The sequence below is a fragment of the Bacillus cereus group sp. TH152-1LC genome, assembly GCF_027710505.1.
GTDB lineage: Bacteria > Bacillota > Bacilli > Bacillales > Bacillaceae_G > Bacillus_A > Bacillus_A mobilis.
Genome location: NZ_JAQFNK010000005.1, coordinates 57838 through 76408 on the forward strand (window position 1 = coordinate 57838; position 18571 = coordinate 76408).

Genomic DNA, 18571 nt, shown 5'->3' on the forward strand with positions numbered 1-18571 from the left:
AGGGAAGTTATTTGCACGGTAATGAAAGAAAACGGTACAATAGAAAGTAGTAATGCGGTATCGGTGTCATATTCGAATCGTTATCAGTGAAAGTACAAGAAGAAGTATGCTCATTCTAAAGGTTGCGTTCTTACACCTAGTTGCTTATGATAAAGTGAAACTTTAATCAGTGGGATGTTCATCTTCACTGATTATTAGCCCGCATAAATCGGGGGAAATGACCAGAAAATAATATTTGTTAGAATTAAAGGAGACGTTTATGCAAAACTTTGAACAAGCTGTTTCATATATTGAAAATGGTGAAGCGGAAAAAGGATTACAATTATTAAAAGAACAATTAAAAATTGCGAATGATGAAGAGAAGTACGATATCGCTCGCTATTATCATACACTTGGATTTATGGATGAAGCGTTAGCAATTACAGAAGATTTGCGTTTATTGTACCCGGAAGAAAGTGAATTCACTGTATTTTTAGCAGAATTATATATTGATTTAGACAAAGAAGATGAAGCAATTGAAGTGCTTCATGATATTCCGGAAAATGATGATTTATATGTTCAATCGTTATTACTTGTTGCAGATTTATTCCAAATGCAAGGTTTCGATGATGTAGCGGAACAAAAACTATTAAAGGCGAAAGAAATGATGCCTGATGAGCCTGTTATTACGTTTGGATTAGCAGAGTTATATAGTAGTAAAGGGGAAGAACAAAAGGCAATCACTTATTATGAGGCGCTATTAGCGGAACATAAAGTAATGGGTGGTGTTGTCATTGCACTTCGCCTCGCAGAAACGTTAAGTGCGATTGGAAATTGGGAAGAAGCGATCTCTTACTACGAAGCAGGTTTAGAGGAACAAAAAGATATTCACTCATTATTTGGATATGCCTTCACATTATACCAAGGCGAAGAATACCAAAGAGCAATTGGTGCTTGGCAAGAACTAAAAGAATTGGATCCGGAGTATGCGTCGCTTTACATGTATTTAGCGAAAAGCTATGAAAAAGAAGGAATGCTTCAAGAAAGCTATGAAACACTTCAAGAAGGAATTAAAGTAGATGAGCTTTCTGTACCATTGTATGTAGAATTAGCGAACATTGCAGCGAAATTAGGGAAAATAGCGGAAGCAGAGGAAGTGCTTCAAAAAGCGCTTGAGTTAGATCCAGGACATTTAGGTGCGATATTAAAATATGCGTATATCTTAAAAGAACAAGAAAAGTATGAAGAGCTAATTGCCGTTGTAGAGCGTGCGATTGATAGCGGAGAACCAGATACACAACTACTTTGGGATCTTGCGTTTGCAAAAAAACAATTAGAAATGTATTCGGATGCATTAAAACACTATGAAAGTGCATATACTTCTTTTAAGAATCATCCAGACTTCTTGGAAGAGTACGGTTATTTCTTATTGGAAGAAGGTATGAGAAAAGAGGCGAAAGAAGTATTTACTCAGTTAATACAACTAGACCCAACACAAATTCATATTGAAGAATTGTTATATAATTTAGAGGATTTTTCATAAGTTGGAAGGAAACTGAATGCCGCTTCTTGAATCTAAAAAGAAAAGAGAAAGACAGAGGAGGGACTTAATTGCTATGAATACCCCTGTTTCTGTAAACGAGAAGAAGGATTTTGTAAAGTGGTTTTTGAATAATTACCAACTGAAACAGCGTGAATGTGTATGGATTTTGAATTATTTAATGAGTCACGACCAATTGATGCATAAAGTCCACTTCGTAGAGCATGCAAAATATTGTCCGCGTGGCTTAGTGATGTCCGCGAATTGTGTAAAAGATACACCGTTTCACTTTTTTAAACAAAATGTTATGACAACGGATGCTGAAAAATCGTTTCATGATATTCGTTTAAATCGAGATGAGGATATTTATATTCAACTCAATTTTAAATCATCATTTCAAAATGCCAATTATGTAGCTGTATTAGAAGAAAACCCGTATTTACCAAAGCATATTGAAGTAAATGAAAAAGATCGTTTACTTGCAGAAAGATTTTTAGAAGAAAGTGTATTTTCTTTTAGAAGAGAACGTCTTTTGAAACAAATTGATGAAGCGCTAGATAAGCAGGATCAGGAAGCGTTTCATAGGTTAACAGCTGAGTTAAAGATGCTGTAGAATTCATTTGGATTCATAAAATTTTACAAATTTCAGACTTTTTAAGAAAAACTACCTTAATATAGGTAGTTTTTCTTTTTTTACCTCTTTTAGTATGGTTTAATATATATAAAGTGAAAGTTCTGTCATTTGTAGGTGAGGGGAGGGAAGAAATTTGAAATGGATTGTAAAAGATGTGGAACAGTTTGAGCAAGCAAGAGAGTATGTAGATACAGGTGTTATACCACTTTTATCAATTTCGGCAGCAAAAGAAATGAAAATGGTAGTAGAACAAGGTGAATTTATCGAATTGTTGAGTATGGAGCTGGAAAGAGAATATAAAGGAAGAGTGCTTTTACTACCTGCATTTACGTATTTAGTAGAAAGTCAAAAAAATGAAAAAGGTCGTTTGCAAGAATGGACAAATCATTTACAAGAGCAAGGTTTTAAGCATATTGCTTATGTTACAAGTGATTTTTCATGGAAAGAAGATATGCAAGAATTACAAGGAGATTTATTTTGGTTTCCTTCATTGGCGTTAGAACAATTTAGTGATCAAGCGAAAAGAGAAGTTATTCATGCGCATATAAAAAATATAATGGTAATGCTAGAAGGAAAATGGGGAAAGTAATAATAAACAGAAAGTTCTTATTATTATGAGTAGTATGATATTGACCTGTGCATAAGCGTATTATATCATGATAGTGTCCTAGTTTTTATTTTTTATATAATTTATCACGAGGGGACAATTTCTGATAGAGGGGGGAAATTTTCGTGAGCGAGAAAGAACATCGTGTATCAAGAAGACAGTTTTTAAATTACACCCTTACAGGGGTAGGAGGCTTTATGGCAGCGGGTATTTTAATGCCGATGACGCGATTTGCGCTTGATCCGGTGTTAAGAAAAGAAGCGGGAACGGATATGGTTGCTGTTGCACAAGTAAAGGATATTACAACAGAGCCGAAACGTTTCGACTTTAAGGTGAAGCAGGTTGATGGTTGGTACAAGTCCGAAGAGCCAAAATCAGCTTGGGTTCATAAAGATGAAAGCGGAGACATTGTGGCGTTCTCTCCAGTATGTAAACATTTAGGATGTACAGTAAACTGGAATTCGGACAAAGCACATCCGAATCAATTCTTTTGTCCATGTCACGGGGGCCGTTACACAAAAGACGGGATGAACATTAAAGGCACGCCGCCCCTTGCTCCACTTGATGTGTACGAATCTAAAGTGAAAGATGGAACGCTGTATTTAGGAAAAGCGAAGCCAAGAGGGGGTGCAAAGTAGATGCTAAATAAAATTTATGATTGGGTAGATGAAAGGTTAGATATTACACCAATATGGCGTGATATTGCTGATCATGAAGTACCTGAACATGTAAACCCGGCACATCACTTTTCTGCATTCGTTTATTGCTTTGGAGGACTTACCTTTTTCGTTACTGTAATTCAAATTTTATCTGGAATGTTTTTGACGATGTATTATGTGCCTGATATTAAAAATGCTTGGGAATCGGTTTATTATTTACAAAATGAAGTTGCATATGGGCAAATTGTTCGTGGTATGCACCACTGGGGTGCTAGTCTCGTCATTGTAATGATGTTTTTACATACACTTAGAGTTTTCTTCCAGGGTGCGTATAAAAAGCCTCGTGAGCTAAACTGGATTGTTGGTGTTCTTATTTTCTTTGTTATGTTAGGTCTTGGTTTTACCGGATATTTATTACCGTGGGATATGAAAGCATTATTTGCTACGAAAGTAGGGATTCAAATTGCAGAGCAAACACCGCTCATTGGTCCTTATATTAAAACATTACTCGCTGGTCATTCCGAAATTGTTGGCGCTCAAACATTAACTCGCTTCTTTGCTATTCACGTCTTCTTCTTACCAGCAGCACTTCTAGGTTTAATGGCCTTCCACTTCATCATGATTCGCAAACAAGGTATTTCCGGTCCGCTATAAGAGATTGCTAAATAAAAGGAGAAAGAACTAAAGGAGGGAGATTATGCATCGCGGCAAAGGGATGAAGTTTGTAGGAGATTCTCGGGTACCAGTAGCTCGGAAACCAAATATTCCAAAAGACTATTCTGAATACCCAGGAAAAACAGAAGCATTTTGGCCGAACTTCTTGTTAAAAGAATGGATGGTTGGTGCAGTTTTTTTAATCGGTTATTTATGTTTAACAGTGGCGCATCCGTCACCACTTGAGAGAATGGCGGATCCAACTGATGCCGGATATATACCACTTCCAGATTGGTATTTCTTATTCTTGTATCAGTTATTAAAGTATTCATATGCTTCTGGTTCATTCACTGTAATTGGAGCGTTTATTATGCCAGGGATTGCGTTTGGTGCATTACTGTTAGCGCCATTTCTTGATCGAGGACCAGAAAGACGCCCGTTGAAGCGTCCTGTAGCAACTGGATTTATGCTTTTAGCAATTGCATCGATTATCTTTTTAACTTGGGAATCTGTAGCACACCACGACTGGGAAGCTGCAAAAAAACAAGGAGCAATTGTAAAAACAGCACCAGTTGATAAAAATGATGATGGCTATAAATTAATGCAAAAAAATACTTGTTTAACGTGTCACGGTGACAATTTACAGGGTGGGGCAGCAGCGCCTGCACTGCAAAACTTAACTTTAAAGCCAGAAGAAATTGCTAAAATTGCGAAAGATGGAAAAGGTTCAATGCCTAAAGGTGTATTTAAAGGTACAGATGAGGAACTGAAGAAACTTTCGGAATTCGTTGCAAAGTATAATAAAAAATAATAAAAAGCTGACTACAAAAAATTGTAGTCAGCTTTTTATTTTGATGAGAGAAAGTTTACTATATAATAGAGTAGAGTTTGAGGAAAGAATGACTTTGTTTGAAAGGTGTTGGACATACAGCTTGGTTTACTTGTATGCAATGTTAAGACAACGCTCCGTATTATTATTTTTATTAGTTGTTAACATATTAGGTACAATATACGGATTTATATGGTATGGAAATCAATTAAAAGAAACTTCACCTATATTTTGGCCGTTTGTACCTGATAGCCCGATGGCGAGTCTTTTTTTTGTCTTTGTTTTAATTGCTTTTTTAATAAAGAGAAATTGGGGATTAATAGAGGCGCTAGCGATTGTTACTTTAATAAAATATGGTATATGGGCTGTTGTTGTAAATGCAATTATGATCTATGTAAAAGGTCCTATTGGTGTTATGGGGTATATGTTAATGCTTTCGCATTTTGCGATGGCAGTACAAGGATTGTTATATGCACCGTTTTATCGTATAAAAAAATGGCATTTTGCGGTAGCGGCTATATGGACATTACATAATGATGCAATTGATTATTTATTTTGGCAAATGCCGAGATATGGAATTATGCATTTGTTTGTAGAAGAAATTGGTTATTTTACGTTCTGGCTAAGCATCGCTACACTATGTATTACATATTATTCTTGCTTGCGTGAGAACCGAAAACAGTTTTCTTTATGATAGTTAAAACATGTAGGGGGAGAAAATGAAGAAAAATAAGAGTGGTACAAAAATATGGGATCGATTGATTACGATAGTTGTTTCGTATAGCATAGCATTTTCTATATTTGCACTTGCAACAACGGCGGTTGTATACGGAAAATGGCTGTATTATTTTGAAATTGATTTTTTAAACATTCCAGATTTAGCGGATATGACGAAGGGTGATATTAAAAGAAATTATGATGTGCTTATCACATATTTATCGCCGTTTTATGATGGTGCATTGCAGTTGCCAACATTAGATATGTCTACAAATGGACGTATTCATTTTGTAGATGTTAAAAATATTTTAGTAAAGATTCAATATGTGATGTATGCGACAATTATGATTGCCATAATAGGCGGGATTTATTTATTAAAAAAGAAAAATGAAAAGTTTTTACTGCATGGATCAATTTTAACAATTATCTTTCCAATCGCGCTGATGCTACCGATTGCTATTAATTTTGAAAAAAGTTTTGTATTATTCCATAAGCTTTTATTCAGTAATGATTATTGGATGTTTGATATTGAAACGGATCCGATTATATTAATGCTACCAGAAGAATTCTTTATGCATGCTGCGTGTGCTATTTTACTATTTATTTTATGCGGCAGCATACTTTGTTATAGCTTGTATAGATATTTCGTAAAAAAGAAAAGGATTTCAAAGGAAAAATTCTCTGCTTAAAGAGAATTTTTTTGTTTGTAAAACGATAATATATTTTTCAGTTCAGTTCAGTTCTGTTCTATTCTTGTCCCAATTAACATATTTTGTACTAGTAGTTATAGGGGGGACCGTGATGAAGAGAACATTAATTGGATTGATAGCATTTCTAATTATAATGTTTCCGTTACGTATATATGCTGAAGAGTGGAGTGAACTAACAGGGTTGTTAGACGACTCATTACAATTAGTGAAGCGTAATGAAGATGAAAAAGCAGTACAAGTATTACAACATTTCTCGGAGCAGTTTGTAATAAAGGGGAATGAAAAGAAGCAAGAAGTAACGCCAGATCAAGTTAGAGTTATTTCTTTAGCTTACGACAAGGCGAAACAATCTCTCGTGGAAACAGATTTAGGTAAACAAGTTAAAATTGATAATGTGTTAGCCCTGCAGCTCGCTGTTGATGCGCAAGTGTCGAAATATCAACCACTTTGGATGGAAAGAGAAACAAAAATAATGGGTGCCTTTTCTCAAATGGAAAAAGCGATGAAAAAAGAAGATACCGGACAGTTTCAACAAACGTTAAACACATTTTTACATGAATTTAATATTATTTATCCAAGCTTAATGATTGCTTTGCCAGAAAACGAAGTGCAGCGTGTAAATGCCCATTTATCTTATTTGGATGAATTTCGTAACGTTATGTTAAAAACGAAAGGTGGGCAAATGCAATTAGGAATCATTAAAGGGGATTTGCAAAAAATATTTCACACAGTAAAAAAAGATGAAATTGCACCCTCGCTCATTTGGTTTATGACAATTACTGGAGGTCTTATTTTATTCACATTAACTTATGTTGGGTGGAGAAAGTATAAAGGGGAGAGAGAAAAAAGAAAAAGTAATGTACACTCTAAGAATAGATAATGCAATAAATAAAGATATGGATTGTAAGGTTTATTCATTGACAATGATGGCAGAAGAAAATAGAATGAGAAGTACTATAATTAAAACTTCAATGGAGGTTCATGATGTTTTATTTAATTTACTTCGCGATCATAATGATCATACCGTTGTATGCACAGTCAAGAGTACGTAGTGCTTATAGCAAGTATTCACAAGTTTATTCAACATCAGGTATGACAGGAGCGGAAGTGGCTCGAAAAATTTTAGATGAAAATGGATTATACAACGTAGCTGTAGAAGAAACACCAGGCCATTTATCAGACCATTATGATCCAACTGCCAAAACAGTTAGATTATCAACAGATAACTATTACGGTCATTCAGTTGCTGGTACAGCAGTTGCAGCACACGAAGTAGGACACGCAATTCAAGATGCAAAAGATTATAACTTTATGCGTATTCGTCATTCGTTAGTGCCTGTGGCGAATTTTGGATCGAATATATCATGGGTATTTATTATGATTGGTATATTTGCAACAATGTCAAAACTATTGTTATTAGGAATTATTTTAATGGCAGCAGGTGTTGTGTTCCAACTCGTTACATTACCAGTTGAGTTTGATGCATCAAAGCGTGCAATGCAACAAATTGAAGCGTTAGGTATCGTATCAACAGATGAATATGGCCAAGCTCGTAAAGTATTAAATGCGGCAGCATTAACATATGTAGCAGCTGCAGCTGTAGCGGTATTTGAATTATTACGTCTCGTATTAATGTATACTGGTATGCAGCGTAGCGACGACTAAAGACTATCATTTGATAGTCTTTTTTTGTTTTGTGGATTGAATTATATAATGTATTGTAAATAGAAATAATAGAAGTAATGCGGAAAGGTGGTGAGGGAAATGAAATATCCAAGCCATTTAGTAAAACAAGTGAAAGAACGTAGTGCTCTTTATCAGTTAGAAGGCTTTTTAAGTGGACAAGGTCCTGAAAATCCCAAATTTATGTTATTAGGAGAAGCGCCTGGTGAAACAGAAATTCATAATGGGATTCCGTTTAGCGGAAGGGCTGGAAAACAATTAATGGTTTTTTTAGAACGGATTGATGTTACAAGGGAAGAAGTATATATTACGAGCGCTGTTCGGAGTAGACCTTATAAGTGGAGAGAGAAAAAAGAACGAAATGGTGAGATCGTACAGAAAAAGTATAATAGAACGCCAAATCAAGGAGAAATACTTGCACATGCCCCTTTGTTAGATTATGAATTAGAGAAAATAAACCCAAAGCTTATCGTCACACTTGGAAATATCGGCCTTCAACGTTTAACAGGAAAAAATAAAAAAATAACTGATGTGCACGGACAATTATTAACACAGCCGATTCAAAAATTAAAGGATATGCAAAGTGCAGCATTTACATGGTCAGAGAAAGAATATCATATTTTCCCGACTTTTCATCCTGCTTCCATTTTCTATAATCGCAGTTTATTGGAGCTTATTTATGAAGATTTAGAGGAACTTAAAAAATATGTAATAAAAAACTAGAAAAGCTAAAGAGCTTTTCTAGTTCGGTTTATGTATGTAACGGATTTTTATTTTCATCTAATGTAAAACCTTCACCAACTACATCATGTACGTCACTTACAGCAACAAAAGCATGAGGGTCTACAGAAGTAATAATATTTTTTAATTTCACGATTTCATTTTTAGCAACAACGCAATACAATACGTTCCGTTCCACTTTTGTATATGATCCAACAGCTTTTAAAAAAGTAGCTCCGCGCTCCATATCCGATAAAATTTTAGCAGCAATTTCGTCATTTTTATCGGATATAATAGTTGCTCCTTTCGCCGCATAGGCTCCTTCTTGCATAAAATCAATGACTTTCGCCCCGATAAAAACAGCAACTAACGTATACATGCCCTCGCGGTATGATAAATAGGTAAGAATTGAGACGATAATGACGATAGCATCAAACATAAACATCGTTTTCCCCATACTCCAGCCAACATACTTATGAGCGAGTCTCGCGATAATATCTACACCGCCAGTAGTCCCGCCGTATTTAAATATTATTCCAAGACCGATACCGATAAATGCCCCGGCGAATAAAGCCGCGAGTGTCATATCATTTTGTAAGTTTAAATGTAAGTTGAGAACACCGTAACGCTGAAAAATCCATAGAAATAAAGATACGCTAAAGGTGCCGATTAATGTATAGATAAATGTCGTTCTTCCAAGCAACTTCCAACCAATAATAAATATAGGGATATTTAAAATTAAGTTTGAGTAAGAAGGATCAAACTTAAATAGAAAATACAATAATAGTGTAATACCGGTAAATCCACCTTCTGCAAGGTGATTTTCAATATTGATATTCACAATACCGAAAGAAAAAATAGCAGAACCAATTAAAATGAAAATGATATTTCGAATCTTCAAATTTGATGACATATAGAAATCCCCCTAATTATGTAGATTGCATTGTTCCGCTGATACGGTAAAACATAATGATAAGTAATTTCTAGTTGTTAGTGAAAATAGTGAAGGCTAAAAAATCCGATTGATTTTGGCTGATCTTTTGCAAAAAACGCAAAAGAAGTTTCACTTTACCCCGTTCCAACGGCTGGTAGGGGATAAAGCTCTGAAGTAGGGCAAACCAGCCGTAGGAACCCGATTGGTTCGGGCTGATCTTTTGCAAAAAACGCAAAAGAAAGTTTCACTTTATTATAGTCTATCCAAAAAAGGGTCGCAAATGGGTGTTTGGCGGGGAATAATATTTGTCAAATCGCGATGAATTGGCTAACATGAAAGAGGAAGGATTAGAGGTGAATTGTATGGAAGCGAAAACGATGAGGGATATGCAGAAAGAAGTAGATGCATATATTGGTCAGTTTAAAGAAGGTTATTTCAGTCCACTTGCAATGATGGCTCGTTTAACGGAAGAAATGGGGGAGCTTGCAAGAGAGGTTAATCATTATTATGGTGAGAAACCGAAGAAAACAACTGAAACAGAACGTAGTATTGAAGAAGAGCTTGGAGATGTATTATTTGTTATGATTTGTATGGCAAATAGTTTAAATATTGATTTAGAAACAGCACATAACATTGTAATGAATAAATTTAATACTCGCGATAAAGATCGCTGGACACGTATTGATGAGGGAGAGAAAGAATAATGAAAGAAATTAAAGTAATTATCGCTGGACCAAGAGGACGTATGGGACATGAAGCAGTCCTTCTTATGGAAAGAACGGAACATTTTAATTTAGTAGCAGCGGTGGATTATAAGCATGGCGGAGAGAAAATTTCTGATTTACCGGGTATGCCAGCGCTAGATGCACCTATTTACGCAGATTTACATACTTGTTTAGAGGAAGTAGAAGCTGATGTGTTATTAGATTTAACAACGCCAGAAGTTGGGAAACAACACGTTACACTTGCAGTTGAGCGTGGACTTCGTTCTGTTATTGGTACAACTGGATTTACAGAGGAAGAACTAAAGCAATTAACAGAGACTGCAAAAGAAAAAGCAGTAGGAACTATTATCGCTCCAAACTTTGCAATTGGTGCAGTTCTTATGATGAAATTCTCACAAATGGCAGCGAAGTATTTCCAAGATGTTGAAGTAATTGAATTGCATCATGATCAAAAGTTAGATGCACCATCTGGTACAGCGGTAAAAACAGTAGAATTAATTCGTCAAAACCGTGAATCAAAGCAGCAAGGTCATCCAAATGAAGTAGAGCAACTAGAAGGAGCTCGTGGTGCAAATGTAGACGGCATTCACATTCATAGTGTACGTTTACCAGGACTTATTGCACATCAAGAAGTAATGTTTGGTGGAAATGGACAAATGTTAACGGTTCGTCATGATTCATTCAATCGTGAATCATTTATGTCGGGTGTAAAACTATCAATTGATACAGTAATGAATCTAGATCATCTTGTGTACGGTTTAGAAAATATTATCGACTAAAGGGGAGACAACGGATGAAAATTGCCTTAATCGCACATGACAAAAAGAAAAATGACATGGTTTCGTTTGCATACGCATATAAACCAATTTTTGAACAACATGAATTATTTGCAACAGGAACGACAGGACTTCGTATTATGGAAGCGACCGGTTTAGTTGTAACAAGATTTCAATCGGGTCCTCTTGGTGGCGATCAAGAAATTGGTGCAATGATTGCAAAAAATGATATGGATATGGTGATTTTTTTCCGGGATCCACTAACTGCTCAGCCGCATGAACCAGATGTAAATGCATTGCTTCGTCTATGTGATGTATATGCGATTCCACTTGCAACGAATATGGCAAGTGCTGAAATGTTAATGCACGCATTAGAGCGAGGAGATTTAGATTACCGCAAGTTAAGAAAATGAGGGGAACAATTATGAGTGGATTACATATATTAGCGTTTGGTGCTCATGCCGATGATGTTGAAATCGGCATGGCTGGTACCATTGCTAAATATACGAAACAAGGGTATGAAGTAGGTATTTGTGATTTAACAGAAGCTGATCTTTCTTCTAATGGAACGATAGAGTTGAGAAAAGAAGAAGCAAAGGCGGCAGCTCGTATAATGGGAGTAAAAACGAGACTGAATTTAGCGATGCCAGACCGTGGTTTGTATATGAAAGAAGAGTATATACGTGAAATTGTAAAGGTGATTCGTACATATAAACCAAAACTAGTTTTTGCACCGTATTATGAAGATCGTCATCCAGATCATGCAAATTGTGCAAAACTTGTGGAAGAAGCTATTTTTTCAGCGGGAATTCGTAAATATATGCCAGAGGTTCCACCACATCGTGTAGAGTCTTTTTATCATTATATGATTAATGGTTTTCATAAACCGAATTTTTGTATAGATATAAGTGAGTACCTTTCTATAAAAGTGGAAGCATTAGAAGCATATGAAAGTCAGTTTTCAACAGGGAGCGATGGTGTGAAAACGCCGTTAACAGAAGGTTATGTTGAAACTGTGGTTGCTCGTGAGAAAATGTTTGGAAAAGAAGTTGGAGTTTTATATGCCGAGGGATTTATGAGTAAGAAACCGGTTTTATTACATGCTGATTTAATAGGGGGATGTAAATGAAATTAAAAATAGGTATTACATGTTATCCTTCTGTAGGTGGTTCTGGAGTTGTTGGAACAGAATTAGGAAAGCAATTAGCGGAACGCGGGCATGAAATTCATTTTATTACATCGGGTTTACCATTCCGGTTAAACAAAGTGTATCCAAACATTTATTTTCATGAAGTGACGGTAAATCAATACTCTGTATTTCAATATCCACCATACGATTTAGCATTAGCAAGTAAAATGGCAGAAGTTGCACAAAGAGAAAACTTAGACATTTTACATGTGCATTACGCAATACCACATGCAATTTGTGCTTATTTAGCAAAACAAATGATTGGAGAGCGTATTAAAATTGTTACAACCTTGCATGGAACAGATATTACTGTGTTAGGTTCCGACCCTTCGCTAAATAATTTAATTCGTTTTGGGATTGAGCAATCTGATGTTGTGACGGCTGTCTCGCATTCATTAATTAACGAAACGCATGAGCTTGTAAAACCAAATAAAGACATTCAAACGGTGTATAACTTTATAGACGAACGTGTATATTTCAAGCGTGATATGTCTCAATTAAAGAAAGAATACGGTATAAGTGAGAGTGAAAAGATACTCATTCACATTTCGAATTTCCGTAAAGTGAAACGTGTGCAAGATGTTGTTCAGGCATTTGCTAAAATTGTTACAGAAGTAGATGCGAAGTTGCTTCTTGTTGGAGATGGACCAGAATTTTGCACGATTTTACAGTTAGTCAAAAATCTACATATTGAAGATCGCGTCTTATTCTTAGGGAAGCAAGATAATGTTGCAGAGCTACTTGCGATGAGTGATTTAATGTTGCTTTTATCAGAGAAGGAGAGTTTTGGTCTTGTTTTATTAGAAGCGATGGCGTGTGGTGTACCTTGTATCGGAACAAGGGTTGGAGGTATTCCAGAAGTCATTCAACATGGTGAAACAGGATATTTATGTGAAGTTGGTGATCCAACAGGAGTGGCAAATCAGGCCATTCAGCTATTAATGGATGAAGAACTTCACCGTAATATGGGAGAGCGAGCAAGAGCAAGTGTTTACGAGCAGTTCCGCTCTGAAAAAATCGTCTCACAATATGAAACGATTTACTATGATGTACTAAGGGATGACAAAAATGAAAAGATTTAAAAAAGCTAGTTCTATTATTGAGACTTTAAAACAACAAGGACATGAGGCCTACTTTGTCGGTGGAAGCGTACGAGACCTTATTATCGATAGGCCGATTGGAGATATTGATATTGCGACATCTGCTTTACCAGAAGAAGTGATGGCTATATTTCCAAGACATGTTCCTGTTGGTCTTGAGCATGGAACTGTAATTGTGGTAGAAAATGGTGAACCTTATGAGGTAACCACTTTTCGAACAGAGAGCGAATATGAAGATTTTCGAAGACCTAGTAGTGTTCAATTTGTTCGTTCATTAGAAGAGGATTTAAAACGTCGTGATTTCACAATGAATGCAATTGCTATGACAGAAGAAGGCGAAATGGTTGATTTATTTGCTGGACAGGAAGCGATTCAAAAGAGAGAAATTGTGACAGTTGGAAATGCTGCGGATCGTTTTCAAGAAGATGCCTTGCGGATGATGCGTGGTATTCGTTTCGTAAGTACGTTAGGTTTTTCTTTAGAAACGAAAACGAAACAAGCAATTGAAACGTATGGACATTTACTGGAACATATAGCAATTGAGAGAATTACAGTGGAGTTTGAGAAACTGTTAACTGGCACATATTGTGTGAAGGGTTTGCAAGAATTAGTAGAAACGAAGCTGTTCGCTCATCTGCCATATTTACAAATGTCAGAAGAGAGATTGGTAAAAGCTACGCAGTATAAATGGGATTCTTTTGAAACAGACATTGAGGCATGGGCATTTTTCTTATATTGTATCGGAGAAGAGCATCCATCTGTCTTTTTACGTCAATGGAAGTTTTCGAATAAAAAAATAAAAGATATCGTCGCAGTTTTATTAACAATCCGTACGAGAAAGGAGAAGGATTGGGATACAGTCCTTCTTTATAAAACGGGAATTCATATCGCTGAAATGGCAGAAAGAGTATATGAGGCGATGATTGAAAGCTATGACAATACATCTGTGAAACGAGTACAAACGTTGTTTGAAGCATTGCCAATCAAGAGTCGACAAGAAATGAATGTGACTGGGAATGATTTATTAAACTGGGCAAATAAAAAGCCCGGTCCGTGGGTTGCTGAAATGATTCAAAACATTGAGGAAGCAATCGTACAAGGAAACGTAGTTAATGAGAAAGAGTGTATAAGGGAGTGGCTGCAAGAATGCAATCTACTATAAGAAAGCAGTTATTGCAAGTTTTTTCGGAAGCGGATGGCGCGTTTGTATCTGGCCAGACGATTAGTGATAAACTTGGTTGTTCAAGAACCGCTGTGTGGAAACATATGGAGGACCTTCGGAATGAGGGATATGAACTTGAAGCTGTGCGTCGATTAGGTTATCGCATTGCGGGTAAGCCAGACAAAGTAACTGCTAATGAAATTCAGTTAGGGTTACAAACGAAACATATTGGTAGAACGGTATATTTTGAAGAATCTGTTGAATCTACGCAGCATATTGCAGCGAAACTTGCTTATGAAGGCGCAGAAGAAGGAACGATTGTTGTGGCAGAAGAACAAACATCGGGCAGAGGTCGTTTAAGCAGGAAATGGTATTCACCAAAAGGAACAGGAATTTGGATGAGTATTATTTTACGTCCATCAATCCCTGTTCATCATGCACCACAACTTACTTTGTTAGCGGCTGTTAGCGTTGCACAAGCAATTGAAAAGTGCACGGGTGTAAACGTAGGAATAAAATGGCCGAATGATATTTTGATTCAAGGTAAAAAGGCTGTAGGTATATTAACAGAAATGCAGGCTGATCCTGATAAAATTAATGCTGTCATTATGGGTATTGGTATTAATGCGAATCAAAAGCAAGAACATTTTGATGAGGAAATTCAGCATATTGCTACTTCTTTAGCGATTGAGTCCGGTAAGCCCATTGTTCGTGCAGAGCTTATGCAACAAATCTTTTTACAACTAGAAAAATTATATGAAGAGTATTTACAAAATGGTTTCTCTGTTATTAAAATTCTTTGGGAAAGTTACGCTGTGAGCATCGGGAAAGAAATTACCGCTCGAACGATGAGAGAGACAATTATAGGGGTAGCAAAAGGAATTACAGAGGATGGTGTATTGCTTCTGGAGGATCATGAAGGGAAAGTACATCACATTCATTCTGCGGATATCGAAATTAAGTAAAAGAAGTTCCTTTTTGGAACTTCTTTTCATTTGACGATTACTTTGCCTTCCATTCCTTTAAGAAGATGGTACCGGCATATTAATTCATATGTACCAGTATTTTTAGGTTTCACGGTAATATTTCTTTCTTTTCCTGACTCGACTACGACGTCAATGCCAAGTTTCTTCACTGTAAAGGTGTGTTCATTCTTACCTTTGTTTTTTAATAACAATGTTGTTGACTTTTCAATTGGAATCGTGATGACGTTTGGCTGAAAGTAATCATCGTTTAATTCAACTTCAATTACTTTCGTTGAATCGATAGGTTGTGTTACGACGTTAACTGAGGCAAATGCATGGAAGGAGCTAAAAGTTATCATCCCTGCAATCATCACAGGCAGAACGGTGAATCGAAATAACCATTTGTTCATAGACATTCGCAATTCTCCTTTTGTTAAGTATGTTCCACAATTAACTTGCATCATAAGTTTAAGAGTTATACGAGGCACTTATCTTTCTATGATTGAGTTATTTATAAAAAATTTCACATACCGTAATGAGAATAAAAAATTATTTTTTCGAAAAAATGTAGTAATTCCGTTTTGGAGTTTGCTATAATTAGTTCGAATGTGGGCAGTATCAGATTGAACTGCACCATCATTCGAAGCAATACGAAAAAATAATAACTTGGATTCTGCCTTGATCCAATAGCGGACTGGGACAGAGGGATGAATAATGCCGACTAACACACAACCCTTCTGCCCTTTTATGGCCAGAGGGGTTTTTTATATGATTTCGGCCATCTCCTCTCTCCTGCGTAAAGGAGGAGTAGTTTTTGAAAACAAAAACAGATTTTTTGAAGATGAAAGAGCAAGGTGAGCCGATTACAATGCTAACGGCGTATGATTATCCATCTGCTAAATTAGCAGAAGAAGCTGAAGTTGATATGATTCTAGTTGGAGATTCACTTGGGATGGTGGTGCTTGGATACGATTCAACAGTACCTGTAACAGTAGAGGATATGATTCATCATACGAAAGCTGTACGCCGAGGAGCGAAAGACACGTTTATTGTAACTGATATGCCATTTATGTCGTATCATGTGTCGCCTCAAGATACGATGGTGAATGCACGCCGCATGGTTCAAGAGAGTGGTGCCCATGCACTGAAGGTAGAAGGTGCAGGAGAAGTAGTATCAACGATTCATTACTTGACGAACGCGGGAATTCCTATCGTGGCGCACTTAGGCTTAACTCCTCAATCTGTAGGAGTACTAGGTGGGTATAAAGTACAAGGAAAAGATGCTGAAAGTGCAAAAAAATTAATAGAAGATGCGAAGAGATGTGAGGAAGCTGGTGCGATAGCGCTTGTGTTAGAATGTGTGCCAATGCAGTTAGCGGAATTAATTTCGAAGCAACTAACAATTCCAACGATTGGAATTGGAGCAGGGAAAAAAGTAGATGGGCAAGTACTTGTTTATCATGATCTTATCTCATACGGCGTAAATCGTGTTCCAAAATTTGTGAAGCAATATACGTCTGTTCAAGAGGAGATTGTGCGAGGGATTTCACAATACGTTACGGAAGTAAAGACAGGGCAATTTCCAGAAGAAAAACATTCATTCACAATGAAAGAAGAAGAATGCTTAGCGTTGTACGGAGGAAAACAATAATGAAAATCGTAACTACAGTGCAAGAGATGCAGCAAATTACAAACGAACTGCATGCAAGTGGAAAAAGTATTGGTTTTGTTCCAACAATGGGTTATTTACATGAAGGTCATGCGACTTTATTACGTAAGGCAAGAGCAGAAAATGAAATTGTAGTTTTAAGCGTGTTTGTCAATCCGCTACAGTTTGGCCCGAATGAAGATTTAGATCGATACCCTCGTGATATTGATAGAGATGAAAATGTAGCAAAAGAAAACGGTGTAGATTATTTATTTTATCCGAGTGTAGAAGAAATGTATCCAGCAGAACAAACGACAACAGTAGCAGTTGTGAAGCGTACCGATGTATTATGTGGCAAACAAAGACCTGGTCATTTCGCTGGAGTTGCGACTGTACTAATGAAACTATTTAATATTACATTACCAACGCGTGCTTATTTCGGTATGAAAGATGCACAACAAGTTGCTGTCATTGAAGGATTTGTCGCTGATTTTAATATTCCGGTTACGATCGTACCAGTGGATATTGTAAGGGAAGAAGATGGATTAGCGAAAAGTTCTCGTAACGTGTATTTATCACAAGAAGAACGTGAAGAGGCTCCTCAATTATACCGCAGTCTATGTATAGCGAAAGAAAAAATTGAGGCAGGCGAACGGAATGCAGAAATCATTACAACTCTTGTGAAGGAGTATATTGAGACGTATACGAAAGGCACTGTGGATTATGCTGATTTATATGCTTATCCTTCACTTCAAGTAATGGATAGAATTGAAGGACGAATCATTTTAGCGATTGCAGTTAAATTTGAGAATGTACGATTAATTGACAATATAACAGTAACGGTTAAATAAGGGGGAGCATCTATGTTTCGCACAATGATGAGAGCGAAGTTACATCGCGCAACAGTAACAGAAGCAAATTTAAACTATGTAGGTAGTATTACAATTGATGAAGATTTAATGGATGCAGTAAATATTGTAGAAAATGAAAAAGTACAAATTGTAAATAATAATAATGGTGCTCGCTTAGAGACATATGTTATTAAGGGCGAACGTGGTAGCGGTGTTGTTTGTTTAAATGGTGCAGCTGCAAGGCTTGTACAGCCAGGGGATAAAGTTATTATTATTTGCTACGGTTTAGTGGCAGAAGAAAATATTCATAAACAAGAGCCGAAAATTGCAGTGTTAGACGATGAGAATCAAATTATTGAAATGTTAGGTGCTGAAAAAGCGGGTACGATATTATAAGTAAGAAGGCTATCTCTATTACGGAGATAGCTTTTTTGTGTATCTTTTCATTAAGATGAGATAAAACGTGGTATAGTAACATTATATAATTTT

Annotated in this window: 23 protein-coding genes; 21 read left to right on the forward strand and 2 right to left on the reverse strand. The window is 36.4% G+C overall.

Annotation, left to right across the window (positions count from 1 at the left end; translation table 11 throughout):
- Positions 1-259 precede the first annotated feature (259 nt).
- The 11 genes from PDL00_RS14615 to PDL00_RS14665 all read left to right on the forward strand — a co-directional run bounded on the left by PDL00_RS14615 (position 260) and on the right by PDL00_RS14665 (position 8735).
- The gene (locus PDL00_RS14615) at positions 260-1522 is read left to right on the forward strand and encodes a tetratricopeptide repeat protein (protein ID WP_242251119.1); all 1263 of its coding nucleotides are present in this window, start codon (positions 260-262) and stop codon (positions 1520-1522) included.
- A gap of 73 nt (positions 1523-1595) precedes the next feature.
- Complete coding sequence (locus PDL00_RS14620; protein WP_001095929.1) at positions 1596-2132, forward strand: ReoY family proteolytic degradation factor; 537 nt, start codon at positions 1596-1598, stop codon at positions 2130-2132.
- A 154-nt stretch (positions 2133-2286) separates the two neighbouring features.
- Positions 2287-2742, forward strand: a complete 456-nt coding sequence (locus PDL00_RS14625; protein ID WP_242251120.1) for a YpiF family protein — start codon at positions 2287-2289, stop codon at positions 2740-2742.
- Between the two features lie 143 nt (positions 2743-2885).
- Positions 2886-3398 carry a menaquinol-cytochrome c reductase iron-sulfur subunit gene (qcrA, locus tag PDL00_RS14630; protein ID WP_001290420.1) on the forward strand — a complete coding sequence of 171 codons (513 nt, stop codon included), beginning with the start codon at positions 2886-2888 and terminating at the stop codon, positions 3396-3398.
- Positions 3399-4073: a menaquinol-cytochrome c reductase cytochrome b subunit gene (qcrB, locus tag PDL00_RS14635; protein WP_000932700.1), complete on the forward strand. Its 675-nt coding sequence runs from the start codon at positions 3399-3401 to the stop codon at positions 4071-4073.
- 43 nt (positions 4074-4116) lie between these two features.
- A complete protein-coding gene (gene qcrC, locus PDL00_RS14640) occupies positions 4117-4884 on the forward strand; it encodes a menaquinol-cytochrome c reductase cytochrome b/c subunit (RefSeq protein ID WP_000554601.1) in 768 nt (255 codons plus the stop codon).
- An 88-nt stretch (positions 4885-4972) separates the two neighbouring features.
- The gene (locus PDL00_RS14645; RefSeq protein WP_176539374.1) at positions 4973-5596 is read left to right on the forward strand and encodes a DUF1405 domain-containing protein; all 624 of its coding nucleotides are present in this window, start codon (positions 4973-4975) and stop codon (positions 5594-5596) included.
- Between the two features lie 25 nt (positions 5597-5621).
- A complete protein-coding gene (lit, locus tag PDL00_RS14650) occupies positions 5622-6308 on the forward strand; it encodes a lipoprotein intramolecular transacylase Lit (RefSeq protein WP_242251122.1) in 687 nt (228 codons plus the stop codon).
- A gap of 112 nt (positions 6309-6420) precedes the next feature.
- Positions 6421-7209 (forward strand): sporulation protein YpjB, encoded by a 789-nt coding sequence (gene ypjB, locus PDL00_RS14655; protein WP_242251124.1) that lies wholly within the window; start codon positions 6421-6423, stop codon positions 7207-7209.
- A gap of 101 nt (positions 7210-7310) precedes the next feature.
- On the forward strand, positions 7311-7994 hold the full coding sequence (locus PDL00_RS14660; protein ID WP_073517780.1) for a zinc metallopeptidase: 684 nt from the start codon (positions 7311-7313) through the stop codon (positions 7992-7994).
- Between the two features lie 99 nt (positions 7995-8093).
- Positions 8094-8735, forward strand: coding sequence for a uracil-DNA glycosylase (locus PDL00_RS14665; protein WP_242251126.1), 642 nt, complete (start codon positions 8094-8096; stop codon positions 8733-8735).
- Positions 8736-8763: 28 nt separating this feature from the next.
- Here PDL00_RS14665 and PDL00_RS14670 read toward each other — a convergent pair whose 3' ends face one another.
- Positions 8764-9645: a YitT family protein gene (locus tag PDL00_RS14670; RefSeq protein ID WP_270729750.1), complete on the reverse strand. Its 882-nt coding sequence runs from the start codon at positions 9643-9645 to the stop codon at positions 8764-8766.
- Positions 9646-10028: 383 nt separating this feature from the next.
- Between PDL00_RS14670 and PDL00_RS14675 the strand changes: the two genes are divergently transcribed.
- Genes PDL00_RS14675 through PDL00_RS14705 form a run of 7 tightly spaced genes read left to right on the forward strand, consistent with a single transcriptional unit; the run spans position 10029 to position 15583 of the window.
- Positions 10029-10370 (forward strand): nucleotide pyrophosphohydrolase, encoded by a 342-nt coding sequence (locus tag PDL00_RS14675; RefSeq protein ID WP_270729976.1) that lies wholly within the window; start codon positions 10029-10031, stop codon positions 10368-10370.
- Positions 10370-11170, forward strand: coding sequence for a dihydrodipicolinate reductase (dapB, locus tag PDL00_RS14680; protein WP_242257147.1), 801 nt, complete (start codon positions 10370-10372; stop codon positions 11168-11170). Before PDL00_RS14675 ends, dapB begins: the two co-directional genes overlap by 1 nt.
- Positions 11171-11184: 14 nt before the next feature.
- Entirely contained in the window at positions 11185-11580 is a 396-nt protein-coding gene (locus tag PDL00_RS14685) for a methylglyoxal synthase (RefSeq protein WP_000684763.1), read from the forward strand.
- 11 nt (positions 11581-11591) lie between these two features.
- Positions 11592-12296, forward strand: a complete 705-nt coding sequence (bshB1, locus tag PDL00_RS14690; RefSeq protein ID WP_073517783.1) for a bacillithiol biosynthesis deacetylase BshB1 — start codon at positions 11592-11594, stop codon at positions 12294-12296.
- A complete protein-coding gene (bshA, locus tag PDL00_RS14695; RefSeq protein WP_242257148.1) occupies positions 12293-13438 on the forward strand; it encodes an N-acetyl-alpha-D-glucosaminyl L-malate synthase BshA in 1146 nt (381 codons plus the stop codon). Before bshB1 ends, bshA begins: the two co-directional genes overlap by 4 nt.
- Positions 13425-14618, forward strand: a complete 1194-nt coding sequence (locus tag PDL00_RS14700; protein ID WP_242257149.1) for a CCA tRNA nucleotidyltransferase — start codon at positions 13425-13427, stop codon at positions 14616-14618. Before bshA ends, PDL00_RS14700 begins: the two co-directional genes overlap by 14 nt.
- On the forward strand, positions 14603-15583 hold the full coding sequence (locus PDL00_RS14705) for a biotin--[acetyl-CoA-carboxylase] ligase (RefSeq protein ID WP_001192030.1): 981 nt from the start codon (positions 14603-14605) through the stop codon (positions 15581-15583). The genes PDL00_RS14700 and PDL00_RS14705 overlap by 16 nt, the downstream gene beginning before the upstream one ends.
- Before the next feature lie 26 nt (positions 15584-15609).
- Here the strand turns inward: PDL00_RS14705 and PDL00_RS14710 are convergent, their stop codons facing one another.
- Positions 15610-15999, reverse strand: a complete 390-nt coding sequence (locus PDL00_RS14710) for a cupredoxin domain-containing protein (RefSeq protein ID WP_270729754.1) — start codon at positions 15997-15999, stop codon at positions 15610-15612.
- Positions 16000-16397: 398 nt separating this feature from the next.
- On the opposite strand from PDL00_RS14710, the gene panB reads away from it, so the two are divergent.
- Genes panB through panD form a run of 3 tightly spaced genes read left to right on the forward strand, consistent with a single transcriptional unit; the run spans position 16398 to position 18478 of the window.
- Positions 16398-17234 carry a 3-methyl-2-oxobutanoate hydroxymethyltransferase gene (gene panB, locus PDL00_RS14715; protein WP_270729757.1) on the forward strand — a complete coding sequence of 279 codons (837 nt, stop codon included), beginning with the start codon at positions 16398-16400 and terminating at the stop codon, positions 17232-17234.
- A complete protein-coding gene (gene panC, locus PDL00_RS14720; protein WP_242257152.1) occupies positions 17234-18082 on the forward strand; it encodes a pantoate--beta-alanine ligase in 849 nt (282 codons plus the stop codon). Before panB ends, panC begins: the two co-directional genes overlap by 1 nt.
- A gap of 12 nt (positions 18083-18094) precedes the next feature.
- Positions 18095-18478: an aspartate 1-decarboxylase gene (gene panD / locus PDL00_RS14725; RefSeq protein ID WP_099683866.1), complete on the forward strand. Its 384-nt coding sequence runs from the start codon at positions 18095-18097 to the stop codon at positions 18476-18478.
- Positions 18479-18571: the final 93 nt, after the last annotated feature.